This is a genomic window from Bacteroides neonati, assembly GCF_000499785.1.
In the GTDB taxonomy this organism is placed as follows: domain Bacteria; phylum Bacteroidota; class Bacteroidia; order Bacteroidales; family Bacteroidaceae; genus Bacteroides; species Bacteroides neonati.
The window spans coordinates 76,984-101,752 of the sequence record NZ_HG726020.1; the positions used below are offsets into that span (position 1 = coordinate 76,984).

At 42.7% G+C, this 24,769-nt stretch carries 20 protein-coding genes; all 20 read right to left on the reverse strand.

The genetic code is table 11. The features are described from left to right. Positions 1-148: 148 nt before the first annotated feature. Positions 149-991, reverse strand: a complete 843-nt coding sequence (locus TY03_RS03400; RefSeq protein WP_042367479.1) for an FAD/NAD(P)-binding protein — start codon at positions 989-991, stop codon at positions 149-151. Between the two features lie 4 nt (positions 992-995). Continuing rightward, a complete protein-coding gene (locus TY03_RS03405) occupies positions 996-2,003 on the reverse strand; it encodes a 4Fe-4S dicluster domain-containing protein (protein WP_042367481.1) in 1,008 nt (335 codons plus the stop codon). 11 nt (positions 2,004-2,014) lie between these two features. Further along, positions 2,015-2,815, reverse strand: coding sequence for a 4Fe-4S dicluster domain-containing protein (locus TY03_RS03410; protein WP_042367482.1), 801 nt, complete (start codon positions 2,813-2,815; stop codon positions 2,015-2,017). Continuing rightward, the gene (locus TY03_RS03415; protein WP_187373969.1) at positions 2,808-3,269 is read right to left on the reverse strand and encodes a hydrogenase iron-sulfur subunit; all 462 of its coding nucleotides are present in this window, start codon (positions 3,267-3,269) and stop codon (positions 2,808-2,810) included. Before TY03_RS03415 ends, TY03_RS03410 begins: the two co-directional genes overlap by 8 nt. A 19-nt stretch (positions 3,270-3,288) precedes the next feature. Further along, positions 3,289-5,289, reverse strand: coding sequence for a CoB--CoM heterodisulfide reductase iron-sulfur subunit A family protein (locus tag TY03_RS03420; RefSeq protein WP_042367484.1), 2,001 nt, complete (start codon positions 5,287-5,289; stop codon positions 3,289-3,291). Positions 5,290-5,295: 6 nt separating this feature from the next. Continuing rightward, positions 5,296-6,141 carry a CoB--CoM heterodisulfide reductase iron-sulfur subunit B family protein gene (locus TY03_RS03425; protein WP_042367486.1) on the reverse strand — a complete coding sequence of 282 codons (846 nt, stop codon included), beginning with the start codon at positions 6,139-6,141 and terminating at the stop codon, positions 5,296-5,298. After that, positions 6,138-6,701 (reverse strand): 4Fe-4S dicluster domain-containing protein, encoded by a 564-nt coding sequence (locus TY03_RS03430; protein ID WP_042367487.1) that lies wholly within the window; start codon positions 6,699-6,701, stop codon positions 6,138-6,140. The genes TY03_RS03425 and TY03_RS03430 overlap by 4 nt, the downstream gene beginning before the upstream one ends. A 119-nt stretch (positions 6,702-6,820) precedes the next feature. Beyond that, positions 6,821-7,252 (reverse strand): hypothetical protein, encoded by a 432-nt coding sequence (locus TY03_RS03435; protein ID WP_148335575.1) that lies wholly within the window; start codon positions 7,250-7,252, stop codon positions 6,821-6,823. 154 nt (positions 7,253-7,406) lie between these two features. Then, positions 7,407-8,741, reverse strand: coding sequence for a transglutaminase-like domain-containing protein (locus TY03_RS03440; protein WP_042367491.1), 1,335 nt, complete (start codon positions 8,739-8,741; stop codon positions 7,407-7,409). A 4-nt stretch (positions 8,742-8,745) separates the two neighbouring features. Then, the gene (locus TY03_RS03445) at positions 8,746-9,897 is read right to left on the reverse strand and encodes a dipeptide epimerase (RefSeq protein WP_042367494.1); all 1,152 of its coding nucleotides are present in this window, start codon (positions 9,895-9,897) and stop codon (positions 8,746-8,748) included. A gap of 18 nt (positions 9,898-9,915) precedes the next feature. Continuing rightward, the gene (locus TY03_RS03450) at positions 9,916-10,878 is read right to left on the reverse strand and encodes a C40 family peptidase (protein WP_042367496.1); all 963 of its coding nucleotides are present in this window, start codon (positions 10,876-10,878) and stop codon (positions 9,916-9,918) included. Positions 10,879-11,283: 405 nt separating this feature from the next. After that, the gene (locus tag TY03_RS03460; protein WP_042367498.1) at positions 11,284-12,462 is read right to left on the reverse strand and encodes a TolC family protein; all 1,179 of its coding nucleotides are present in this window, start codon (positions 12,460-12,462) and stop codon (positions 11,284-11,286) included. Between the two features lie 2 nt (positions 12,463-12,464). Further along, entirely contained in the window at positions 12,465-15,587 is a 3,123-nt protein-coding gene (locus tag TY03_RS03465; RefSeq protein WP_042367500.1) for an efflux RND transporter permease subunit, read from the reverse strand. Between the two features lie 18 nt (positions 15,588-15,605). After that, positions 15,606-16,808 carry an efflux RND transporter periplasmic adaptor subunit gene (locus TY03_RS03470; protein WP_042367502.1) on the reverse strand — a complete coding sequence of 401 codons (1,203 nt, stop codon included), beginning with the start codon at positions 16,806-16,808 and terminating at the stop codon, positions 15,606-15,608. An 11-nt stretch (positions 16,809-16,819) separates the two neighbouring features. Beyond that, positions 16,820-17,602 carry a phosphatase PAP2 family protein gene (locus TY03_RS03475; RefSeq protein ID WP_042367504.1) on the reverse strand — a complete coding sequence of 261 codons (783 nt, stop codon included), beginning with the start codon at positions 17,600-17,602 and terminating at the stop codon, positions 16,820-16,822. Between the two features lie 103 nt (positions 17,603-17,705). Beyond that, positions 17,706-18,128, reverse strand: a complete 423-nt coding sequence (locus TY03_RS03480; RefSeq protein WP_042367507.1) for a DUF6769 family protein — start codon at positions 18,126-18,128, stop codon at positions 17,706-17,708. A 74-nt stretch (positions 18,129-18,202) separates the two neighbouring features. After that, positions 18,203-19,075 carry a cation diffusion facilitator family transporter gene (locus TY03_RS03485; RefSeq protein WP_042367508.1) on the reverse strand — a complete coding sequence of 291 codons (873 nt, stop codon included), beginning with the start codon at positions 19,073-19,075 and terminating at the stop codon, positions 18,203-18,205. A 906-nt stretch (positions 19,076-19,981) separates the two neighbouring features. Further along, the gene (locus TY03_RS03495) at positions 19,982-20,197 is read right to left on the reverse strand and encodes a hypothetical protein (protein ID WP_042367511.1); all 216 of its coding nucleotides are present in this window, start codon (positions 20,195-20,197) and stop codon (positions 19,982-19,984) included. Between the two features lie 40 nt (positions 20,198-20,237). Further along, positions 20,238-22,562: an outer membrane beta-barrel family protein gene (locus TY03_RS03500; protein WP_052332381.1), complete on the reverse strand. Its 2,325-nt coding sequence runs from the start codon at positions 22,560-22,562 to the stop codon at positions 20,238-20,240. Between the two features lie 281 nt (positions 22,563-22,843). Further along, entirely contained in the window at positions 22,844-24,703 is a 1,860-nt protein-coding gene (locus tag TY03_RS03505) for a tetratricopeptide repeat protein (RefSeq protein WP_042367514.1), read from the reverse strand. Positions 24,704-24,769: the final 66 nt, after the last annotated feature.

The following is a 24,769-nucleotide window of genomic DNA, read 5'->3' on the forward strand; positions in this document are numbered from 1 at the left end:
AACTAAAAAAAACATACTTTATTGAAACAGGGTGAAAGTCATCGAAACCATTATATTAGACACACACATTAAATGCTTTCCCTTATTTCATAAGCAATTAGAATCGCGCTTCACAGCGAGAAATTAATATCGTAGATCACACTTCCGATCAATACTCGGGAGGCATATCATTAAGCTGGGCTTTGGTGAATACCGGGCCGTCTTTGCAAACATAGAGTTTACCTACGTTGCAACGACCGCATTTACCCACACCGCATTTCATTCGATTTTCGAGTGTGGTGTAAATGTACTCATCCTCAAACCCCAGTTTCTCGAGTACCGGGAAGGTGAATTTTATCATGATCGGTGGGCCACAAACAATGGCAACAGTATGCCGACTATCAAGTGCTACCTTTTCGAGCACAGCGGGCACGAAGCCGACTTCGCCTGTCCAGTCGGGTGTTTCTCCCCCCGGATCGACGGTAACTACAAGATTTACATCGGGACGTAGCGCCCACTCCCTGAGCTCTTCCTTATACACCAAATCAGCCACGGACTTCGCCCCGTACACAATGGTGATGTTGCCAAACTCCTCGCGTCTGTCGAGTGCATTCCAAATAACGCAGCGCATGGGAGGAAGAGCGATACCTCCGGCCACAAAGAGCAGATTCTTACCCCTCCATTGATCGAGCGGAAAGGTATTGCCAAACGGACCTCGGAAACCCATTGTATCACCCTCTTCGAGTTTGGAAAGCCCGGTGGTTACGCGTCCTGCCTGCCTGAATGTGCATTCTATCATTCCCTTACGGGTTGGCGAAGAGGCTATGCAAAAGGTAGACTCGCCTTCACCAAAGGCAGAATACTCGCCAAACTGTCCGGCTTTGAATTGAAATGCCTCCCCTTCCTGCGGATCCTTGAACCTCAGACGGAAGGTTTTTACACCGGGTGCCTCGTGGGTGATTTTCTCTATCACCATAACGTGAGGCGTATAGGTTGTTATTTCGTTATTCATGGCATTATTGCGCTATGGCGGTTAAGTGTTCCAATATATTCATATCGACAGGACAGGCACGCGAGCAACGGCCACAGCCTGTACAACCAGTCTGATTTATACGCTCAGGCATATAAGAAAATTTATGTAATATACGCTGACGCCAACGGGCACTTTGCGTTGCACGTGGATTATGCCCCGAAGTGTGCAGTGTAAAGAGCGAAAACCCGCAAGAGTCCCAACAACGCATGCGTCGTCCATGCGTACCTTTGGCATCTTCTTGTATATCAAAGCAGGCACAAGTGGGACAAACAAACGCACAGGCTCCGCAACCAAGGCAACGCTCAGATTGCTTCTTCCACACCGGACTATCAAAAGCCGTGGAAAGCTTTTCCCGAATTTGCTCAGGAGTAAAGCGAGGTGCCACAGTGGCAATCAACGCCTTTTTATCTATCTCTCCAGCCGGAGTAAAGCAGCCCGGAGCCAATGCTACCAACTTTTCGCCTTTGGGTGTCAGCACCTCTACCAGTGCACCACCATCGGGCAGTGAAGTTAACTGTATGTCGCTTCCTAGAGTATCCCCGGGACCTCCTCCAACCGAGGTGCAGAAGCAGTAGGCATCATGAGTGGAGCAGCTGTAGCTCACAATGCTCAAAGCCTCTAAACGCCGATTGTAAGAACGGTCATTCGTATCCCAGTTAAAGATACCGGTTAAGGGTGCCAGTCCCGCGGCATCACAAGGATGAACGTGCCAAAGCACTGTTGAGGGCAGTGGTTTATCATCTGCCTCGTGCAGGATTGTTTCGCGTCCTTCCTTCTGGTACGTAAACAGTACTTCGGTTTTAGGAAACACAACTTTCTTAACAGACTGTACGGTTGGCGTATCGCCCGTAGCCACATCAGCAAGCGAGGACACAAGGGCAAAATCAATCCTTCCGTTGGCTTCAACCGGAGCAAGAACGCGTGCAGTGCTCTTAACTATCTGAGCAAACCACTGTTCTAAGCCTGTTTTAGTAATATATAATCTTTCCATGATGTGTATCGTTACTGAATAAATTCTTCTTTATCGTCGACCCTAAATGTTGACAACACATTGCCTTGCATAGCTGGTCTTCCTGATATTTGAGCAAACTCCCGACCAATATCCTCCATCATTTTATGGGTAAGCAGATGAATCGGAATGCCGATGGGGCAAGCATCACCACAAGCACCACATCCCGTACAACGGCCTGCCAGATGCATGGCACGGTTGATCTGCCATTCCATATTGGACAGCGGACTCGACCACGGCTGTATCCATTGCGGGCAGTTGACCTCGACAATACATCGCGTGCAATAACACAAAGGACACGCCGCCCGACAGGCATAACACTTAAAACAGTGCGACAACTCTTGCTGCCAAAACTGCCAGCGCTCCTCACGACTCATGCCTTCGAGGCGATCGATAACCTCTTGTTCCTTCTGTCCTATCCGGAAGTCCACACCGGCCAGATAGGTATTTATCTCGTCGAAGTCGGCAAAGCGGTGTACTTCGTCCTCGCGAGGCATGGTGAGCACGATGAGTTTATCTGCGTTCAACTGATTTTCGACAGCCAGTTGAGCAATACTCCGTAGTGTGGGCAAAGTGGCTATTATAGCTACACTACTCGTGCCCAGCAATTCGGGCTTGGTAAGATATACAGCCAGATTGTGTACACAACGACTGTCGTAGATGAGCCGTTGCGCATCTACGACCGATTCGCAAAAGAGCGGACGAGGTTTGTGACTACCCTCTTCGTATCCGATTATTTTTGTAACTTCGCCCTTCTGCAACAGCAAAACGGCTGCTTCGGTTAGTTCACTCATAACACTCCTCCTCCAGGTAAGTAGCTACTTTCTGATAATCGGCATAAGGACCCAGTTCTCTGATTCCGGCAACAGTTTCATTCACCACATCGGCCCATTTGGCGCCTTCGGCTGCCGACACCCAAGCGTAACGTATGCGATGCACATCGATACCCAAAAACTCCAGCAGTCCGCGAAAGACGACCCAACGGCGGCGTGCATGAAAGTTGCCCGACGTATAATGGCAATCATTCGGATGACAGCCCGACACTATAATACCATCGGCTCCTCCCGCAAAGGCTTTGAGCAACAACATAAAATCGATACGACCGGTACAGGGAAATCGTACTATCTCTACGTTCGTAGCGTATTTCAGCCGGCTGGTTCCTGTAAGATCGGCTCCGGCATAGGTACACCAATTGCATACGAATGCGATGATGCGAGGTTCAAATGTTGATTGATTATCGTTTATCATACGTTTTCTTTATTACCTATTAATTGTTTAACAAAGCCATTACCTGCGCATACATTTGCTCGTTAGAGTATCCTTGTAGGTCTATCGACTTCGATCGACAAAAGGAAACACACGTACCACATCCCTGACAAAGGCTGGGGTTTACCGCCGCTACCGTTTTAAGCACCTTGCCGCTTCTATCTTTGATCTCCTCGCGACCGATGGCTTGATAGGGACAAGCCGTTTGGCACATAAAACAGCCCACACAGGTACTCACCAACGGCAGGGCAGTACGGTTAACTACTGCTACCAAAGGTTCGCGTACCAACTGGTCTTGCGACAACAACCCTACCACCTTAACAGCAGCTCCCGATGCCATACCCACTGTTTCGGGAATATCTTTGGGTGCCTGACAAGCCCCCGCCAGAAAGATACCCGCCGTATTGGTTTCTACCGGCTTCAATTTGGGATGAGCCTCGGCAAAGAAACGATAAGGGTCGTAAGAGATGTGCATCTTTTGTGCCAGTTCCTCGGCTCCTTTGTTGGCAACACCTGCCGTAGCAAGCACCACCATATCGGCTTCTATCTCCACGGGTGTAGCACCAAGCAACGTGTCGACACCTTTCACTATCAGCTTACCCTCTTTCTCATACACACGAGCCACCCTGCCACGAACATAACGAACACCGTCTTCCTCAATCGCCCGGCGCACAAACTCTTCATAATTCTTGCCGCCCGCCCGTATGTCCATATAGAATACATACGACTCTCCGCCATGTACCTTATGCTGATATAGCATCGCGTGCTTGGCCGTGTACATGCAACATATCTTCGAGCAGTAGGCTATTCCTTTGGCCGGATCGCGCGAACCGGCACACGCAATAAACACAATCTTCTGCGGCACTTTGCCATCCGAAGGGCGGCGAATCTCGCCCAAGGTAGGCCCTGAGGCCGATGCCAATCGCTCAAACTGCAATCCGGTAATAACATCTTTGTATTTACCGTAGCCATATTCAGGAAAATAAGAAGTGCTCAACACATTGAACCCTGTTGTAACCACCACTGCACCGACCTCTTCGGTGAGTATCGTATCTTCCTGATCGAACGTAATGGCTCCGGTGGGACACACCTTTTCGCATACCCGGCACTTGCCTTTGGTGTAATAACTGCAATGATTCTTATCGATAACCGGCTTATTGGGCACTGCCTGTGGAAACGGAACGTAGATAGCCGTACGCAAACCCAATCCCGCATTGAACTCGCTCGGTATCTTTTTGGTAGGACACTTAGTGGTACACTGCCCGCAACCGGTACATTTCTTCTCGTCGACACTCTTTGCCTTAAGCCGGATGGTAGCCTTGAAGTTACCGATAAACCCATCTAAGTGTTCGAGCTCGGCATAAGTATACAGAGTGATATTGGGATGCTGTACCACCTCGACCATACGAGGTGTTAGGATACATTGCGAGCAATCGAGCGTTGGGAACGTTTCGGATAGCTGCGACATATGCCCGCCAATCGAAGGTTCTTTCTCTATCAATATCACTTGATGCCCGCAGTTGGCTATATCCAGACTGGTCTGAATACCGGCGATACCTCCCCCAATCACTAATGCTTTTTTGGTGATGGGCACTTTGATAGAACTCAACGGTTTGCTCTGTTTTACCTTCTCGACCAACCCCTTGACCAGATCAATAGCCTTTTGCGTGGTAGCCTCTCCTTTTTCGTGCACCCACGAACAATGTTCGCGTATATTGGCAATCTCGCAAAGATATGGATTCAAACCAGCCTCCGAGCAAGCCCGGCGAAAGGTAGGCTCATGCATACGAGGCGAACAGGCAGCTACCACTACCCCGTCTAACTGATGTTCCTTGATAGCCTGCTTAATCAGTGTTTGCCCGGGATCGGAACACATATATTTATAATCCATAGCATAAGCTACTCCATCGAGCTTGCCGGCTGCATCAGCCACTTTCTCACAGTCGACCGTCGCACTAATATTTTCGCCACAATGGCATATAAAAACTCCTATCTTCGACATGGCATACTAATTAAAAGAAACGGGTATAAAATGACGCTGCAAGCCCAACTCATTCGGACGCAAACCGATAGACAGACCAATGGCCTGCGTAATATACAACACCGGCGTATGAATTGGTTTTGTCAAATAATTATTAATATCCGAACGACGCATATCGAGGTTTGAATGACACATGGGACAAGCCACAATTACGGCTTGCGCTCCGCGGTCATCAGCATCTTTCAATACATGGCCAGACAATTTAGCAACCAGATCGGGACGTGACACAGAGAGTCCCGCTCCACAACATTCTGTTTTGTAAGCCCAGTCAATAGGCTCTGCACCAATCAAACTCATTAGGGCATCCATGTGTTGTGGGTCTTCCAAACGGTCAAACTGTAACACATGTTGCGGGCGCACCAGCAAGCATCCATAGTAACAAGCCACCTTGCGGCAAAAGGGTTGAACGATCTTTGCAGATAAATCCTTTTGTATGTATTTCTCAATCATCTGTATCACATTGAGTATACTTACACCACCGAAATAAGGCATGCCGATAATCTCTATCACTCTATCGCGCAAGGCCTCATCATGAGCTAACTCGTACTGTGCCACACTTAAACGATTGTAGCACGAGGCGCAAGGCACAATAATTTCATCAAGCCCTTGCTGTTCGGCCAGTGCCAACACCCGTGCCGGAAGCGAGAGTGCCAATGCTTTGTTCATGGAATGGGCTGCCGTTGCACCGCAACAATTCCAGTCCTTTATTTCGACCAATTCCAAGCCAAAGGCTGTGGCCAAGGCTACTACAGACTCGTTATATTCGCGCGAAGTGCCCCTGAGTGAGCAGCCAGGATAAAAACCAACTTTCATTGATGCTCAGTATTTCGTTGTTGAATTGTTTTTGAAAAAATAGCCTTCATTCGCTTGGGATTTTTAATCTGTTCGGGCAAGAGATGAAGCTTTCCTTTGACAAACAGAGATGGAGCAATCTTTACATCTTGCATAAAACGACGTGTACGTAGCTTAAATCCAAGTATTAAACCGACCTCATACAAGCGTCCCGTTTTCTGTACACAATCCAAAAAGGATTGATGAAACGCAACAACCGGCCGAGCCTGCGGATGAATGCAACCTACCGCAAGCGATTCTTCGCGCAGATAGTCCATCACCTTAGGAATATCAACCTCTTGGGGACATCGGGCGATACAATTCTCACAGTTCAGACAAATCCAGATGGCAGCCGAGGAAAGTACCTTTCGATCATTCTCCAATAGGTTCGTTTGCAACAAACGCATGATATAACTTGGCGGATAATCCATGTCGGACGCTAGCACACAACCGGCCGAGCATTTTCCACACTGATAGCAATGAGATACACTTACACCCGTTTGACTAACCACACGGGTAGAAAGATATTCTTTGTTTTCCATTCTCACAGAAAAATTATAAGAATAAATAAATCGGATAACTACACGAGGAGACAGCATACACCAAATCAACGCATATCATGCGATGGATGCAAGCCAAACAAAAAAAAGAGGTAGGGGTACTAAATTAAAATATGTCGCAACGCATACACATAGTAGCGATTCGTAGGACGAATGAACTGGCCGGGCATATCGCACCATTTATACTCCTCATGTGCCAATAAAGACGATTGAGTGTGTACATTGCGAATGCTTACATGGGTTTTGAAAAGTTTCAGGAGGTTGCCATTTCCCATCAAGTCGTTGCGTGAAAAAAGGATAGAGCTAAAATTATGCTCTGAGGTATCCATGCAATCGTAAACCTTGTTGTGGTTTGAGACCCGATCGGTAATGCCGGAAATGAACGAAGTCGATTCACCCACAGTAGTGCCATTCATCTCGACACGTGTCTCTTTCGAGTCGTTTTGAGATTCGATGCGGAGCATTTTATCGACTTGGATAGAACCGAGCACGAAAAAAGCGAACAACAGGATGAGGGTTATACTTCTATTCATGATTTTCGGTACAAACGTACAAATAAAAATGATACAAATGGCATATTTCCTCATTCATTTTATCATTATTTGCGCAACAAAAAACAACGAATCGTCTACAGGCCATTGTAGCCCATTTGGGAGCAGTAACGAAACAGGAGTGGAACCTTGTTTATCAGTCGTTCACATACTCTATTTGCATGCGGTAACTCCATTGCGGGAAATAAAGATTTCCACCCTCCCACTCTACCTCGCCTCGCTGAAAGTCGACTGTTTCACTGCGAGGAAACTTCTTTTCGGGAATCAGAGGCATAGAATAGTCGTTATTAACAATCATCCGCCATGAATCGATTCCTCCGCAGAAGAACATACGCTCCTCCGGAGTACGGGCAAAAGATGGAACACCAAACGACTGATCAACAGGAACCCAGCCAACCCCTTCGAAGTACACCTCAGCCCAGTCGTGAAGATTCCAACCGTTGGGATGCATCATAAAGCCACTTTGAAAGTGTGCAGGAATGCCACTGCAACGACAAAGCGTAATAAAGAGCAGACTCACCTGCCCGCAGTCACCGTGTCGGTTATCAAGCACGTACTCGGGGATGTTTTCCAGAGTCGAATATTCACGTGCCGAAGCCCAAGGGAAGTGAGAATTCACCCATCGGAAGATGCGTTGAGCCTTTAAGAGAGGATTGGTTTCTCCTTCGGTTAAGTTGGCTGCCAACCGGCGTATACGGGGAGAGAAGCGAATGTGTGTTTCGCGTTCGGCCGTATAGGTTTGATAGAGTGTTCCGGTCGTATCATAAGGCAATATCTCTTCGGGAGTCAGTGGATGCCACTCGGCATAGGAGACGTATTCAATGGTTTCGGAAAACGTGGTAGGCTCTCCCATCACCGCCTTTTTCTCCATATAGAGCGTGCTGTGCGGATGCGAAGCGGGTGATAACTGATAGTCGGCTTCACTGGTATGGAGCAGCTTTACTCCCTGCTGCCGAGCCTGATCGGTACGTGGATAGGGCAGCCAGCAACGAACGATTTCTCCGGCAGGTACGGCATTGGTATCTACCGTGAGTGTATAGGTTACGCGCATGCGCTTAGGCTCCACCAACGTGCGACCGGTTTTCTTTACCGCTTCTATCACAAGGGGCAGGTGTGTTTGATTCACCTTTTCGCTTTCGGTCGAGACTATCCCCTCTTTGGCTACCTTGATCGTATAACAAGCCGAATCTATGCGGAAGAGATTAGGGCCGGCGTTACGAAAATAACGTTTCTCACCATCGAGTAGCATACATTCCAATGCTTTGCTCTCCTCCCAACGGCGCATTTGCTCATCGGTTACATCGGGGATATACTTACGGATGTAGTCCTTCACCCGCGATTCACTCAGACAGAAGTCGGTCAATAGCCGCTGGTGCAAATCCTCTTCCCAACTATAAGCTCTGGCGGGTTGCCTTGAGGCACAAGCCGACAGTATCACGTATAGCAAGCTGATGTAGATGAGATTCTTCATGACTTTAGATTTTCGTCACACCAATACCCGGTAAGTTCGAAAGGGTTATCTTCCCTTTCACGACCTCCATTCCCCGAAAGCGATCGTTGGATATCAACAGGTTGCCATCCAGATCGGCAAAGTCGACCGCAGGCGAAAGCTGTGCAGCAGCCGAGCAGGCGCACGAAGTCTCTGTCATGCAGCCAATCATCACACGCATATCCAATGCACGTGCCAGCGTAAGCATCTTCCACGCTTCGCGCATGCCGGTACACTTCATTAGTTTAATGTTGATGCCGTTAAAGGCTCCGCGCAAGGCAGCTACATCACATAAGCGTTGCAACGACTCGTCGGCAAATACCGGCAAGGGGCTTTGTTGGGTTACCCATGCCGTGTCGTCGAGTTGTTCTTTGGGCATCGGTTGTTCAATCATGACAATGCCCTGATCTTTCAGCCAGTGAATCATATCGAGCGCATGGTGTTTGTCCTTCCATCCTTGATTGGCATCAATGGCAATCGGCAGGTTACTCACCGAGCGGATCGTCTGGATCATCTCCTTATCATTCTCGCGCCCCAGCTTTACCTTTAATATATTGAATTGTCCGGCTACCTCGAGTGTCTTTTCACGCATCACCTCGGGAGTATCGATACCAATGGTAAAGGTAGTCGAAGGAGCCTTCTCTTTCGTCAGCCCCCAAATCTTATACCAAGGAGCCCCCAGCAGTTTGCCTACCAGATCGTGGAGAGCAATATCTACCGCTGCCTTTGCAGCCGTATCGCTGGGGCTGATACTATCAACATAGGTCAGGATATCGTCGAGTTGAAAAGGATCATCGAACTGTTCGAGGTTTACTTTCTTTAGAAACGCCATCACCGTATCGACCGTTTGCCCCAAATAGGGAGGCATGGAGGCTTCGCCATATCCGGTTACCCCTTCGTATTCAATCTCTACCTGCACATCGGGCGTAGTCGAGCGCGAGTAGGAAGCCACGGTAAAGACATGCTTCAACTTCAACTCGTATGGAAAGAACGTCATCTTCATCTTACCTCCTTTGCCCAACCGATTGATGGAGAAAGTAGTAGGAACCGTTTCGGCTGCCAATGCCTGACGAATGGTAAGCCCCGAGCCAATAGCAGCAAAGGCGGCTGTTTTGAGAAAGTCTCTACGGTTTTGCATATATTTCGGTGTATTAGATCATTTATAATAGGAGTTCGTCGCAGTAGTGTTAAGCCCCGTCTGCTTGTCGATAAACGGAAGCACCCGTGAGGCAAACAGCAGACGCCCCAGATTATAGGCGTCATACTCCTTATCGGAGGGGTTGAAACTACTCACGTGTACATCGCCCTGCGAATGAATAAATTGCTGATTGCCCACGTAGATGCCTACATGCACCACCCGTTCGGGCTTATCCGCGGTTGCCTTGCGTCCGAAGAAAAGAAGATCGCCGGGTTGCAGGTTACTGCAATCGGAAGCAATATCCATACGCTGGCCTACACGAGCCTGTTGCGAAGCATCGCGCGGAATGATGATATCGTGCATAAACAAGGTTGTGCGGACAAAACCGCTACAATCGACTCCTTTCGATGAAGTGCCCGCCCATAAATATGGAATCCCCATCATTGTATAAGCGGTACGAATGATACTGGCTGCATCTTGTTTCAGCTCTTTACGCCACACGTGTTCGGGCTTCGAGATAGCCATCGGTATATAGGCTTGTCTACCGCCGGGATAGGTTACTTTGTAGAAGTTTCCCTTTGTTCCCTCCCACTTCAACCGATCGCCTGCCACTACATCAGACACGGTCTGAGCGTTTAGGTGTGGTTTCTCATAGGTAAAGCCATAATGTGATGTTACCACTATTTTTTCAGCTTTGTTCCATGCGTCGTATTCGTCTTTGGTCATGGGCTGAATAGCCGTGCGGTGCACCCAACCCGTATAGTCGTCGGGAGTTTGAATCTGATACCACGACTGAGTTTGCAGGAGCTTGACCGGCATACCCAGCAAAGCCTGAGTTGTCATCTCCGATGAGAAGTCGGGTTGCATCCGAAGGTTACATACCGATAGATCGACTACGCCAAACGGTTTATCAACAGCCTTATCGCCAAAGGAATAAACAGACACGAGTAAGAGCAAAAGTAGGGAAATATATTTCTTCATGGAATAAAAGATTTGAGAGATTAATGGAAAAGCAAAGATAGGAATAGTTTCTATTTTTTAATATATATATTTAATTATTTTAACTAAACATATCTATTAAAAAAGTGCAAGCGATATGCTTGCACTTTTATTAGTCTATCTCAAAGACATCGGTCTACTTTTTACCTGAAAAAATAACATAGGGTAAAACCCAGAAAAAAAGAGTCGAGCCGAGCATCTCACCTAAAGGGAAATAATTATAAAAACAGTGTTCACCTCCACATCTTGTAACGAAAAACCAAAAGCAAAAACCTGTAATAAGTCCTATGACGATACTTAGAACTACAATCCATTTCGGAGGTCTTTTCTCATTGTTATTGTTTTGTTTTTTATTCCATTCCAAGATTCGTTTGTATCGCCGTTTCATTATAATTCAATAGAAGAGAGCTGGGCAAACGCTTTCTGATAACCAAGTTCTGCTTGCAGTGCCTGGTTAACAGTATTATAGTATAACCCTATTTCTACAATATAATCTAGGATAGATATCTGTCCGGCATCCAATGCCTTTTTCAGTAACAGGCTATTGTTTGCATTTGCCAGTGACGCGCGATAGGTTTCCGCTGCTTCCTTAAGTCCCTGTGTACGGGAATATAAAATTTCAAGTTGGCTATAAAACTGTTGTTTAGTATCCGTCTGTCTGCTTTCAGCGGCACGCAAAGCACTTTTAGCTTGCTTAACTCTGTTTTTATTAGACCACAATGGAACAGAGACTCCCACCGAAACACCTTGAAAGCGCTGTCCAACTACATTTTCGCTCATATAACCAGCCGAAAACGTAGGTAAGCCCATCGATCTGCTCAGAGAAACCTGCTGTTTGCCAAGTTCGATTTCTTGACGAACATAAGATAGCAAAGGATTTTTCCCTTCTGCTGTAGCATACCAATCGTTAAAGTTAAGAGGCATCTCAATAGCAGTAAACCCGGAATCACTTAACGTTAAAGGCTGACCACCGTTAAGTCTTACCATCTGAGCAATAGCAGCATTTCGCTCAGTTTCAATACGAGATACCTCTCCCTGAACAGTCGAAAGATTTAGTTGCACATTATTATATTCCATAACATTCCCTTCGCCGCTCTCAAGACGTTCTTTTTGACTAGCAGCAATCTTCTCAGCATGTTCTCTGCGTACTGCAAGTTCTTTAAGCAGGGAGTTATAGTAAACCAAATCAAGATAATACAGCTTAGCTTCGAGCAGTATATTTATTCTGTCGGACTTGTACTGCCATTCAACAAGGATATTCTGCTGATTAGCAACTCTGTTTTTCAACCCGGAGATGGTAGGTATATCAAAATTCTGCTTAACGTTGATATCTTTGCGATTTCCAATCGAAGAGGGATTCCCCCAGAGATAATTAAATCCTATCTCCGGGTCGGATAGGTAGATACCTGTCCGATTCTCTATCTTTTGAGCATCTGCTGCTTCTCGCAACGCTTTAAGCGTCGTGTTATTCTGCTCAATGGTACTTAGCACCTCATTCATATTATTTTGGGCAAAAAGCGAACTCATTGCTAATGTTGCCACTATACTTATTACTATTTTTTTCATTGTTATACTTCTTTAATTTCATCATCTGTTATCACCTCTTCAACAATTTGTTTATTGGTCAGAAGATACATAATAGGAATAATAAACGCATTTAGAAATGTTGACGTAAACAATCCTCCCAGAATAACGATTGCCATAGGACTTTGAATCTCATTTCCGGGTAGATCTCCCCCTATCGCTAACGGGATGAGTGCCAACCCGGTAGTCAACGCCGTCATAAGTATAGGGTTCAGACGGTCTGCCGAACCATGCATCACGCTCTCCAAGGGCGAAAATCCTTCGTTTTGCAAATCGTTATAGCGTGATATAAGCAACATACCATTGCGTGTGGCAATACCAAAAAGAGAAATAAATCCGATAATGGCAGGAATACTCAGTACACCACCCGTAGCCCATATCGCAACCACTCCACCGATAAGTGCCAACGGTAGATTGAGTAGAATAACAGCCGACTGAGTAGTACTTCTGAACTGATTGAATAGTAGCAGAAAAATGACAAATACTGAAAAAACAGACGCAATCATCAATGTGCGCGAAGCAGCTTGTTCGCTTTCAAATTGTCCTCCGTATTCAAGATGATATCCTTCAGGCAGCTCTATTTTATCGTCTACAATCTTCTGAATATCATTTACCACACCCAATAAATCTCGTCCTGCAACATTGGCAGAGATTACTATCTTACGCGCCACATTTTCACGATTAATCGTATTGGGACCTACAGACGAAGTTATATCGGCAATATTATTCAACGGTATCTTCCTTCCCTTCGCATCTACGATAAGATTGCGGATTCGGTCTGCAGTTTCACGGCTTGGATCGTTCACTTTCAGGGTGAGATCAAAAGCTTTGTTCCCCTCATAGACCTGCGAAACAACCTCACCGGCAAGCATTACATTCACTATTTCGGCAAATTCGGGTAACGTGATACCATATTTAGCCAGTATCTCGCGCTTGGGCTCAATCTTTAACTGAGGACGCTCCACTTGCTGCTCTACATTTAAATCTGCAATTCCTTCGACCTCTTGTATGGAAGACTTTATCTGGTTACCGATAGAAAACATTTTATTAAGGTCGGTACCAAACAGTTTGATGGCAATACTTGCTCTCGTTCCGGAAAGCATCGCATCGATGCGGTGGGTGATAGGTGCACCAACTTCTATATTAGCACCCGGAATACCCTTCATCTTCTCACGTATCTCCGACAGTACTTCGTCTTTAGACCGTTTGTCGAGAATGAAGGGTGCCTCAGCCTCCGAAACATTTACACCAAGTGCATGTTCATCCAGTTCGGCCCGTCCTGTTTTACGACCTACAGTCTGAATTTCAGGAACCGAAAGCAATTTTTCTTCAACCATGCGTCCCACGTTGTCGGACTCTTGTAATGAGATACCGGGTAATGTACTAACACTTACCGTAAACGATCCCTCATTGAATGGGGGTAAAAAACTCCGCCCAAGAGTAGTGAAAATAACAATTGCACCAATCATCATAGCTCCTGTAACAGAAAGTATGATCTTTTTATGCTGTAAAGACCAACTTAACAATTTAGTATAACCCGCCTTCAATTTCCGGGTAACAAATGGTTCTTTTTCTAATTCCTCCTCATTCTTCTTTGTTTTCCCCAGCAGATAACTACACAGTACGGGAGTAAGAGTTAATGCTACCACAGTCGAAGCACACAACGCTATAATAAAAGCTATTCCCAGAGGGGCAAGCATACGCCCTTCCATACCGGAGAGGAAGAAAAGAGGAACAAAGCTGGCTATAACAATCAACGTTGAGTTTAATATCGGCATACGAACCTCTTTTGAGGCCTCAAAAATAACAGTCATTACCGATTTGCGTTCATCAAGAGGTTTGTTTCGATTCTCTCGTAATCGTTTGAAAACATTCTCGACATCGACAATAGCATCATCTACCAACGATCCGATGGCAATAGCCATACCTCCCAGACTCATCGTGTTAATGGTAAGCCCCATTAAGTTGAGAGCAACAATAGAGGTTACCAATGCCAAAGGAATTGTAACCAGCGATATGACCGTAGTCCGGACATTCATTAAAAAGATAAACAATACAATAACAACGAATATAGCACCCTCATAAAGAGATTTCTGAACATTGTCAATTGAGCTGTTAATAAATCGCTCCTGCCTATAGATATCTGTTGTCATGTTTACGTCTGCCGGTAAGTTTTTCTTCAACTCCTCAAGGGCGTTGTCGAGCTTCTTTGTCAGCTCCAGCGTGCTGGTGTTGGGCTGTTTAGTAATAGTCAGTAATACAGCAGGTTTGGTACGGGTCGATGCAATACCCATTTTCGGAGCACGATTACCAATCTTTACCTCTGCTATGTTTTCCACTAAAATAGGTACATCATCAACTGTCTTAATAACCGCTTTCGACAAAGCAGGCAGCTTCTCGGTAGAGAGTACCCCACGAATAATGTATTCGTTCCCATATTCGTACAAGACACCACCTGCTGCATTTTGATTCATACGCAGCAACGCCGCATTTACCTCGTTGAGTCCGATTCCATAAAATTTCATCTTCTCAGGGTTAAGGAGTACCTGATACTCTTTTATCTCTCCCCCGAGAACAGTCACCTGAGCCACACCACCAGTTGCAAGCACGCGAGGGCGAATCGTCCAGTCTGCTATAGTTCGCAGTTCCTGTAGAGAGGTCGTATCGGCAGTGAGAGCCACAAACATCAACTCTCCGAGAATGGATGATTGTGGTCCTAATGTGGGACTGCCCACATTAGAGGGTAACCGGTCTTTGACCGCCGCTAATTTTTCAGAAACAATCTGTCGGGCAAGGTATATATTCGTTCCCCAGTTAAATTCCACCCATACGATTGAGAATCCTGTGGTTGATGAGGAGCGTACGCGACGTACATCGGTTGCTCCGTTTACAGCAGTTTCAAGCGGAAATGTCACCAACCGTTCAACTTCTTCCGGAGCCATACCTTTGGCCTCGGTCATTACGACCACGGTTGGAGCATTGAGATCCGGAAATACATCGACCTCCATTTTTGTAGCGGTATATGTTCCGCCAATCATCAATAACAGAGATGCCACAAGGACAACAAGACGATTATTGAGTGAAAACTTTATTATCTTATTCAACATAATTCAACATTTTTCGGATTAATGATTATGGCCATCAGGTATAGCAGATGAGGAAGCAGCCAGTTTTACCTGAGTAACACCTCTCGTAACAACCTTCTGCCCGGCATTGAGTCCTTTGACAATCTCTACTCGCTCGCCATTATTTTGTCCAATGGTCACTTCCTGTTTCTTAAAAGCCTCGGGCTCAATCTGTATATAGACAAAATTCAATCCTTGTTCTTCGCTCAAGGCTGAAACGGGAACAGATATTACATTCTCCTTTTCCTTAGAAAAGAGATAGACTTCGGTAAAGGATCCCGGGATAATATCGCCCACATTATCGAATTCAAAAGTAACCGGTATATAGAATGAGTTACTGTTTGACGCTTTACCATAGGAGAGCAATTTACCGTTAAGCTCCGATAATTTATAGGTAACATCCTCATAAGCTGTTTTAAAGTTTGCAGTTGTCACATATCTCAAATGCTTAAAATAGTTTTCCGAAACTTCAGCACGGAGTTGCAAACGTCTATTTTGCGCCACAGTAGCAATAGGCTGGCCAACAGCTACATATTCTCCTTGATTAACCAATCTGTTTTTAAGATACCCATTAATAGGGGATGTAACACGTATACCTGCTGCCGTGATATTTGCAGCCTGGCCTTGATAGACTGCTTTAGCTGTTTCGTAACGTAAACGAATCTGCTCAAACTCCTTGGCTGATATAATTCGATCAGCAACAAGCCCTTCTGCTCTGCGGTATTCCTTCTCTGCCGTTTCAAAGGCAATTTTAGATTTAAGTGCAGGATCACCCTCCTGAAGATTTTTAGCAGAGATAGAGACAATTGATTCTCCGGCGCGCACGGGGGCTCCATCTGTTATAGAGGTATTTGTAAAAGAGACAACACCGGCACTTGTAGCTACAATCGTCTGTTCATTGCCTTGAGGTGCCTGTATCTGACCACTTGTTTTAATGATGTTTCTAAAAGAGGCAGCAGTGGCAACCTCGGTTTCAAGACCTACCTCTTTGGCTAGCGACTCTGATAAAACGATTTCCTCTGCATGATCACCCTCAGAGTCTTCATCGTCTGTATGCTTTTGTTCCGATCCATGTCCATGCCCGTCATCTTCACTATGCTGTTCGGTATGTTGAGACAGTTCTTTACTTTTACCTTTAGATGAATCGCAACTCACCATAAAGAGTGATATTATAATAAAAAGAGTAAATATATTTGTTTTCATTTTTTATCGGTTTAAAATTGTTTTAATATTGATAATCCTCCTTGTTGTCCATTGTAATAGGGCAAAAAAACAAAGCTATCAAAGCGATTGTTATTTCTTCTTTTTCTATCTGACAGTCTATTCTTTATTGTTGGATATAACCAGTATGCTAATTTTGCACTGAGAATACCTACACCGGCACCAAATGCAATATCACCAACCCAATGTTTGTTGTTATATATTCTTAGCACTCCGGTAGAAGCAGCTACGATGTATCCACCAATACCAATCCATGGCGAAACCCCTTGATATTCCTGCCGCAAAAATTCGGCTCCCATAAAAGCTACGGCTGTATGCCCCGATGGGAAAGAGTTAAATGCGGATTTATCGGGACGTTCAACCTTAGTAGTGTATTTTAAAGAGTTGACAGAAGCAGCTGTAAGCAAGCTTGCTATTCCAAGAATTATCGTTCTGTCTTTGAAGTTATTCTTACCCTTAACGCCACTAATATTCAATACATAGACGCTTGCAGCAGGTAAATACTGCGTTAAATCATCTATTGTAAATTTGGATGGGCGGTGATTTATAACTTCGTGACCTATGGCATAGTTCAACATTTTGTATTTTGGGGCTAATAATGTTTCAATGGTTCCATACAACATCAATGAACCCGGAACAATAAGTGACTTTGCCGAAATTTTTGGAACTATAGCTTGTAAACTATCAGATTTATCCCTATCTCTGAAATTATCAGCATATGACAACAATGGAAAGGATAGTGCTATAAGCACCAAAACCTTCTTTGTTGTAATCATTTAAAGATATTATTACATACATCTCTCACAAAAAAGATGTATCGTTATAGAAATAGATGGAATAGTTGTGTACAAGATATGCACACGAAATGATACCTATGTATTAGGCAAGAATGTAAGGAGGAGCTCTTAGACCATTAGAACTTATTATCTCAGCAGATTTGTAGATGATAACTTGCTCACCATACATATATTGCCCACTGACATCAAGATCAGCGTTCAATAAGAGACTGAACTGAGAGATAAGAACTGAAAACAGCAAATTAGGGTGGATATTATCCCTACAAACGCTGTTACTTTGTTTGGTTTTTGAAGTTAAATACTGAGCATTTTCAACACACAACATACCCGAATCAGCCGATGACTCATTGTGCGTGGTATGCTCGTCATTATAAGCATTGTCTTCCGAGCAACGTTCTATCATAGCACACGCCACACCTTCATGATGATGGTGCGGAATAAATGGAGCAACCAGCACAATGAGTACCGATATCACCACAAGAGCTATGTTCGTTTTCTTCTTCAATACTTTATTAATTTGTATGCAAATATATAGGTTTCATTTTGCAACTTAGTTGCAAAATCGAGAATTCGATTATTTCAATCACAATTTGTTGTACATACAGTGCCAGGTTTTTCAAATTCAATTGTTACATGAGTAATATTAAACTCAGATGCGATCGTTATAATATGACTCTTTATATTCATATTATCATCACCGATGCCAACAACATGAAGTGTCATCACATGTGATTCACCGTCCAAGCTCCAAATGTGCAAATCATGTATCGACTGCACACCTTCCAAATCACTTATTCTTCTAATAATTTCATCAGAAGATATATTATCAGGCACTGCCTGTAAAAGGACTTTGAATACGCTACGTAAATTCTTATAAACATTACTCAAAACCCAAAAACTTATTGCAATCGATAAGATCGGATCTAAAATAGGCAAATCGGCAAATATCATTGCGATGCTTACAACTAAAACACCAATCCAGCCCAATACATCTTCCATAATATGAAGATATACAGACCGCTCATTGAGCGAGGTCCCTTTTTTGACCCTTAAAGCTGCCGCACCATTAATAATCACACCAAATATCGCCATCCATAACATTCCTTGTGCACTGACTTCCTGCGGAGATGCAATTCGTTGTACAGCTGCTATCAAAACAAAAATTGAGCTAACGGTTAGAACTCCCGAGAGGAATATACTACCCAAAAGAGAGAAGCGTTTATATCCATATGAATATATCCGATCTCTACCTTTGGTAGATTTTTTTTGAAGGAACCAAGCAGTTGCCAATGAAAGGCAGTCTCCAAAATCGTGTAAAGCATCTGTAAGAATAGCTATACTGTTTGTAAGTATTCCCCCAACAAGTTCTATTATTACAAATATTGCATTCAGAAAAAACGCTATTGATATGTTTTTTCCCGCATTATTGTGATGAGAATGATTATGCCCCATATAATTAAAGTAAGTCTGATGTTTGTATTCTCGTTTTAACTCTACAGCCTACAAATAGAATGATTAACAAAATTAGAAATAATTTTGTTTTTTACAAGCAGTTAGATGCTTTTTTTGCAGTTTAAAAGTTGTTTGAATGAGTATAAAAGTTTGTGTACATAATTCGAAGCATTGCTATTCATGGGCTATTCATCAGATTATATAAACAGGTATAACGTATAAAAAAAACTCATCGTATCCACCATTATAACATTTGGCTTACTTAAATACCTCCGGATATTTACTTTGAAATTCTTGTTGCTTCTTTTGCCAGTACAGCGCAAGATGCTCTACTTCGGTACGATACGCATAACTGTGATATTTATCAGTCTTTGCTAAAGTTCTACTACCGGAGATTCAGTGATAATGCAACATTGATCTTCACTGATCAGGAGTTACTTACTGACTATCTATTCTGCGAAGCGTATCAGCACTATTTTAGATTAGGTATATCGCGTTTTAATCATAAACTCTAATATTGCCCAGAACCACAACATCACTCCAACAGCGATTCTGAGCGCCAAAGCATTGCTCGAATAGGAAACATGAGGCACATTTACTTTCTGGTTGAATATCTTTTTGTGAAAGATTTTAGTAAAGAAGCGGTTCTTGCAAAATATCACTAGCAATAACGTCCAATGAAACCTAAATAAGAGAATGAAACCCAATCTCTTTCAAATCAGATAAGCATTTATCTGTAAAAGACATTTTAGTCGAAATAAACTCGGGCTTAATTTCACTAGCTCAGACATTATTAGTTTCCAATCTTTCGAGCAGCTGCTACCCGAACCTACTTTGGCGAACAGCACCACTCGATGGACATCATTTCGCAATTGATAACCCGAATTTAACACATAAACCTGACCTTTAGCCATTTTCATGATTAGTTGGATCCTGCTGAGTCATTGCACCAGTAAAACAACCCAATCCACAACCTTGTTTTTTTTGATCATCTTCAATCCCCCCTTGTACATCTAGCAATTCATCCAGATTTAACCTTTCATCTTCCTCATTCTGCAGATAATTAGCTGTTTCATTCTTCGAATGCGCCAACTTTTCGATATTCGATCTTTCTTTTTTCATATTTTTATTTTCTTATTCAAACGATTTATATATTAGAATTTCAGAATCTCTTCATCTCTTCATTAGCTGCTCCTGTACCACGATATTTACTACGGCTCGTATTGAAGCGATAGGTTAACGAAATTTGCACTCCGCGCGAATTATAAGTATCCTTATAAATATTCGTACAAAAACGGCTATATTGTATTCCTCCCATACGAATCGTATGAAATAAATCCGTCCCTTTTAGATTGACAAGAAGTTTATCGTCAAAAAAAGATTTTCTCAGTTCGACTCCTACCGAATAACTTGAAATTTGTTGTTCAACACCCACATTTCCTGCCGTATGATAATCTATATTCACCGAAAAAACATACTTACCTGGTAGCATAAAGTCATTATCGAACGTGAGATAAGCCACCGGATTATTAAGTTTAATCATCCCGTCTTTATATTGCGTCTCTAGAAATTGTTGCGTATAAAACAAGCTCAAAGAGGGTTCCCAAAAGTTAAATTTAGGTGAAGCGGAAAGCATTAAGTTCAATCGTTCGTTTTTTCGAAAGTTTCGCCACATACTTAATGCGATTGACCCTTCATCTCCATAAGGCTCACGCTGATTTACAATAAAATCCTTCACATATTGATAAGAAGCCGAAAATTGGATAAACTTATACCCACTCATAAAGGTCAAATCATGAATAGTCTGAGGTTTCAATTCGGGATTTCCTTGCGTATACATGAAGCGGTTGCTATATTGGACATTACCGTTCAACTGGCTGTAAAGCGGACGAACGGTTTTCGCGGTATAACTCAATGAGCTTTGCAACACCGATAGAGGAAAAGAAAATGAAAGACTGGGGAATACATTGCTGTATTTCCTGCTTTGATCAACACTCAACTTTTCATTTTCATAATAATCAAATTTTGTAAACTCATATCTCAACCCAAGATCAAGATAAGTTTTTCCAATAGGTGTTCCATAAGAAGCAAATCCGGCTATTTTTCTCTCTTCCGTTCTACTCTCCGAACTATTTATCACATTCTCTTCGTTCGAATAAGAATCCTTTCTGTCTGTTTGATTCATTTCAGTACCTATTTTTAGAGTACCTACGGCAATCGGATAGCTCAGTAATAGCTTACCGGCTATTAAATGATAGGAAGCTTTACCCAAACTCGTTACAGTTCGGCTTTCCTGTTCCAAACTATTTTCAACAGTATATTGTCCGTTTTTATTAGTTCCATAAAGATAATCAAAATTGAAATCGATAGCCAACTTCTCGATTTTACCACCATAGTAAGCATTCACTTTATGAGTAGTAAGTCTCTTCAACATTGAAATGAATGAATTCATTTGATCATAAAATAGACCATCCCGATAGACATTATAATCTTGATGTAGATTCATATCATTGCTATAAGGAGAACGAGTTAGATCGTATGTCATTCCAATCGCATGATTCTCGTTAAAGACAAAATTACTTCCCACCTGCACAGTCAGATTTTTTGCTTTAAGGTCAATGATAGCTTTATCATCTATATTCCATTGCTTCTCTCCATAAAGCGCCATCTGAATCAACTCATCTTGTTTTTGCATAACAGTTGCATTTCTTACCGTTCCAAATACATCAAATCCAGCTTTACGATAGTTCAATTTAACTTGTTGCGAATGTGTCCACCCATCCATATAATTACCAGTACCTCTTGCATATCCACCAATCCCCTCTCCGACAGGCTTTGCGGTTTTTATTCTTAACACAGCCTTTACTGTAGCATCGTATTCGGCACCTGGGTTTGTGATTAGTTCGACTTTAACTATTTCATTCGAACTTAGCTGTTCCAGTTCCTGATTATCACGTACCAATCGGTTGTTGATATATACCAATGGAGCACCTTTTCCAAATACTTCCACTGATCTATCTTGACCAACCCTAATACCCGGAATTCGCTTTAGTACATCACTTCCCGTCCCGATGTTGCTTAATAATGTATGCTCTACATTTGTTGTCAGACTATTTCCTTTTAAAACATGAGTAGGTCGATGACCGATAACTACTGCTTCCTCCAACATGATACTTGCCGGATGCAAAACAAGAGTCCCTAAATCACCTTGTGAACAAGGTAAATTCAGTGTCTCGTAACCCAAATAAGATATTTGAAGATTTTTTTCATTGTCACCTATATTTTGAAATGAAAAGTTGCCTTTCTCATCGGTTATAGTGCCCTGCAAAAAAGTAGAATCGGGCAATAAAAGCAGAATAACGTTAGCAAAATCAACAGGTCGTTTATCTGTATCAATGACTCTACCAGTAAGCAACTGAGCGTATCCCACTGTAGATATACTCAACCAAACAAGAAGGCATTTAACAAACCGAATATTTTTCATCATTCCATCAAATTAATTGAAACTTTTTACATAATATATCTCAAGGAATTTTTCCAAAAAGTCACGATATTTATACCATGAATAAGGTTCTACCGCTCCACTCTTTTCATTTGCCATCTTCATAATATTTCTTTTTTGAGTTATCAACAAATACAAAAATAGTGCTTAGTTTTCAAAATCAAGTAAATAGAAAACGGATTAAAAACGGACAAATAAAAAATGTAATATGCTATTTATAAGCATATTACATTTTTATAATTCTAATAAAACGGACAATCAATGCTCTAGAATTCCCAAATAAATAAATCGAGGGTTCGTTTACTCCCTAAATCTTGCCCAAACTCATGAATGATACGAGCTTTGATTCGCTGCTTACGCTTTGACACAGAATCTGCAGTAATATTCAAGATCGTACCAATCTCTGAATTGGTTAATCGTAACTTAAGTAAACAACACAGTAGTAAATCATCGTCTGACAGTGGTATTTGCTTACTGAGCCGAACAGTAAAACTGTCGAATAGTTCATTGATCGCCTCTTGAACAGCATATAATTCGCCAGATTCCAAATACTTAGGTGCCCGCTTCAAGGAGTCTAAAACAGGTGTCTTTCTGATCAACTGATTGCATAAGAATTTTTCACGCTCGAGCGAGCAAGTCTTTTCGTCGGATAATACCTTCAAGGCGTCTAACTCTTTCGCTTTTTCTAGCAAAGATTCCGAATAATGACCAATGTTCAATTGAAGTTGAGCATTCTCTTCGTGCAAATCGTTGTTTTGACGTTGTATATCTAATAATGCATTCTGTTGCTCTTCCAATTGTTCCTGCACATCTTGATTTTTTGCAATTTGTAAAGCCAATTCCTGCATACGATTTTCGTTCGTATTGATAAGTGACTCATTTTTATGAATTTTCAACAGACATAGACGAATCTGTTCTTCATTTTTTTGAATCGTATGTTCTTTGCGAATTAACTTGCGCTGATAAATGTAGATAATTACACCAAGTATAGAAATTAATAAAATAAGCAGCAACAAACCATTCCGAACGGTACTATCTTTTTCCATTTGTAACTGATTCTTTTCATTCAGTAATTTCTCTTTATTATACTGTTCCTGCAGTTCAACCACTTCTTTACTAAGAGCTGATTTCTTTATAGAATCTGAATAAATCCAATACTTATCATTATATTCAATCGCCTCTTCGTATTTCTGCTGCTCTTTATTTAAAAGATACAAAGCATGATATGCGGAACGAACTGTATAAATATTATCAGAAAGTATCGCTTTTTGCAAATAGTAATTTGCAGAATCATTCTTGTTTATAAAACGATAAAGATCGCCTATGCAAAGCAATAATTGATCTGTAGCAAGGTATTCTTTTCGATTGACTAACAATGCTTTCTGTATCTGTTCAAGCGCAAATTGATAATTTCCTATTCGAGTATAAATACCTGAGAGTTCACAATAGCCACAAGTGAGCTCCCGCCCTTTGTTTGCCTTTTTAGCAACCTCTATTGCTTTCTCATAATATTCAATACTCTCATCCCATTTAGCTTGCTTCGCATATACTCTGGCGATATAAGATAAACTACTGGATATATACTCTGCATTTTCTGATAAACTCGCATGCTCATAAGCTTTTTGAAAGGGAGGAATTGCATATTCATTTAATGATCGATACAGATAAATCATTCCTAAATTAGAATAAACCAAGAAAGCTAGCTGATGGTCATCTGTTTTTTCTACTTCAAACGAAGCCTCTAGAAAATAATGTGTTGCTTTCTCTATATTGCCCATGTCTTCATTTATCCTCCCTTGATAATTGGCCGCAAGTGCTTTTCGTTGCGAATTCTCTTGCTCTGCAAAATAGTCATAAGCAATGTTTATCAACGAATCAGAAGTATGCTTCTCGTTATTTTTATCTCTTGCTTGCGTCATTAGCAAACACCAGGTGGAATTCTGATAACGATTGGAGGGAGAAGGAGTTTGCATACGTTCCAGAATCAGCAATGCACTATCCGGATGAGTGTACATAAGAGTCTCAGCTTTCACTAAGTCGGGCAATAGAGCGCCTGCATCCTTACGATCACAAGAGACGAGCATAAATAGAACGAAGAATGCCCAAAGGTAAAACCTATCAATCATAGTTTTAGGGTGGTGTTATAGTATTGTACTAACAAAAATAGCTTTTTTTCAACAAATTAAAAAGAA

Coding starts and splice junctions, on each gene's coding strand:
- TY03_RS03400 (WP_042367479.1), bottom strand. CDS start 991: ATGAATAACGAAATAACAACCTATACGCCTCACGTTATGGTGATAGAG.
- TY03_RS03405 (WP_042367481.1), bottom strand. CDS start 2,003: ATGGAAAGATTATATATTACTAAAACAGGCTTAGAACAGTGGTTTGCT.
- TY03_RS03410 (WP_042367482.1), bottom strand. CDS start 2,815: ATGAGTGAACTAACCGAAGCAGCCGTTTTGCTGTTGCAGAAGGGCGAA.
- TY03_RS03415 (WP_187373969.1), bottom strand. CDS start 3,269: ATGATAAACGATAATCAATCAACATTTGAACCTCGCATCATCGCATTC.
- TY03_RS03420 (WP_042367484.1), bottom strand. CDS start 5,289: ATGTCGAAGATAGGAGTTTTTATATGCCATTGTGGCGAAAATATTAGT.
- TY03_RS03425 (WP_042367486.1), bottom strand. CDS start 6,141: ATGAAAGTTGGTTTTTATCCTGGCTGCTCACTCAGGGGCACTTCGCGC.
- TY03_RS03430 (WP_042367487.1), bottom strand. CDS start 6,701: ATGGAAAACAAAGAATATCTTTCTACCCGTGTGGTTAGTCAAACGGGT.
- TY03_RS03435 (WP_148335575.1), bottom strand. CDS start 7,252: ATGAATAGAAGTATAACCCTCATCCTGTTGTTCGCTTTTTTCGTGCTC.
- TY03_RS03440 (WP_042367491.1), bottom strand. CDS start 8,741: ATGAAGAATCTCATCTACATCAGCTTGCTATACGTGATACTGTCGGCT.
- TY03_RS03445 (WP_042367494.1), bottom strand. CDS start 9,897: ATGCAAAACCGTAGAGACTTTCTCAAAACAGCCGCCTTTGCTGCTATT.
- TY03_RS03450 (WP_042367496.1), bottom strand. CDS start 10,878: ATGAAGAAATATATTTCCCTACTTTTGCTCTTACTCGTGTCTGTTTAT.
- TY03_RS03460 (WP_042367498.1), bottom strand. CDS start 12,462: ATGAAAAAAATAGTAATAAGTATAGTGGCAACATTAGCAATGAGTTCG.
- TY03_RS03465 (WP_042367500.1), bottom strand. CDS start 15,587: ATGTTGAATAAGATAATAAAGTTTTCACTCAATAATCGTCTTGTTGTC.
- TY03_RS03470 (WP_042367502.1), bottom strand. CDS start 16,808: ATGAAAACAAATATATTTACTCTTTTTATTATAATATCACTCTTTATG.
- TY03_RS03475 (WP_042367504.1), bottom strand. CDS start 17,602: ATGATTACAACAAAGAAGGTTTTGGTGCTTATAGCACTATCCTTTCCA.
- TY03_RS03485 (WP_042367508.1), bottom strand. CDS start 19,075: ATGGGGCATAATCATTCTCATCACAATAATGCGGGAAAAAACATATCA.
- TY03_RS03495 (WP_042367511.1), bottom strand. CDS start 20,197: ATGAAAAAAGAAAGATCGAATATCGAAAAGTTGGCGCATTCGAAGAAT.
- TY03_RS03500 (WP_052332381.1), bottom strand. CDS start 22,562: ATGATGAAAAATATTCGGTTTGTTAAATGCCTTCTTGTTTGGTTGAGT.
- TY03_RS03505 (WP_042367514.1), bottom strand. CDS start 24,703: ATGATTGATAGGTTTTACCTTTGGGCATTCTTCGTTCTATTTATGCTC.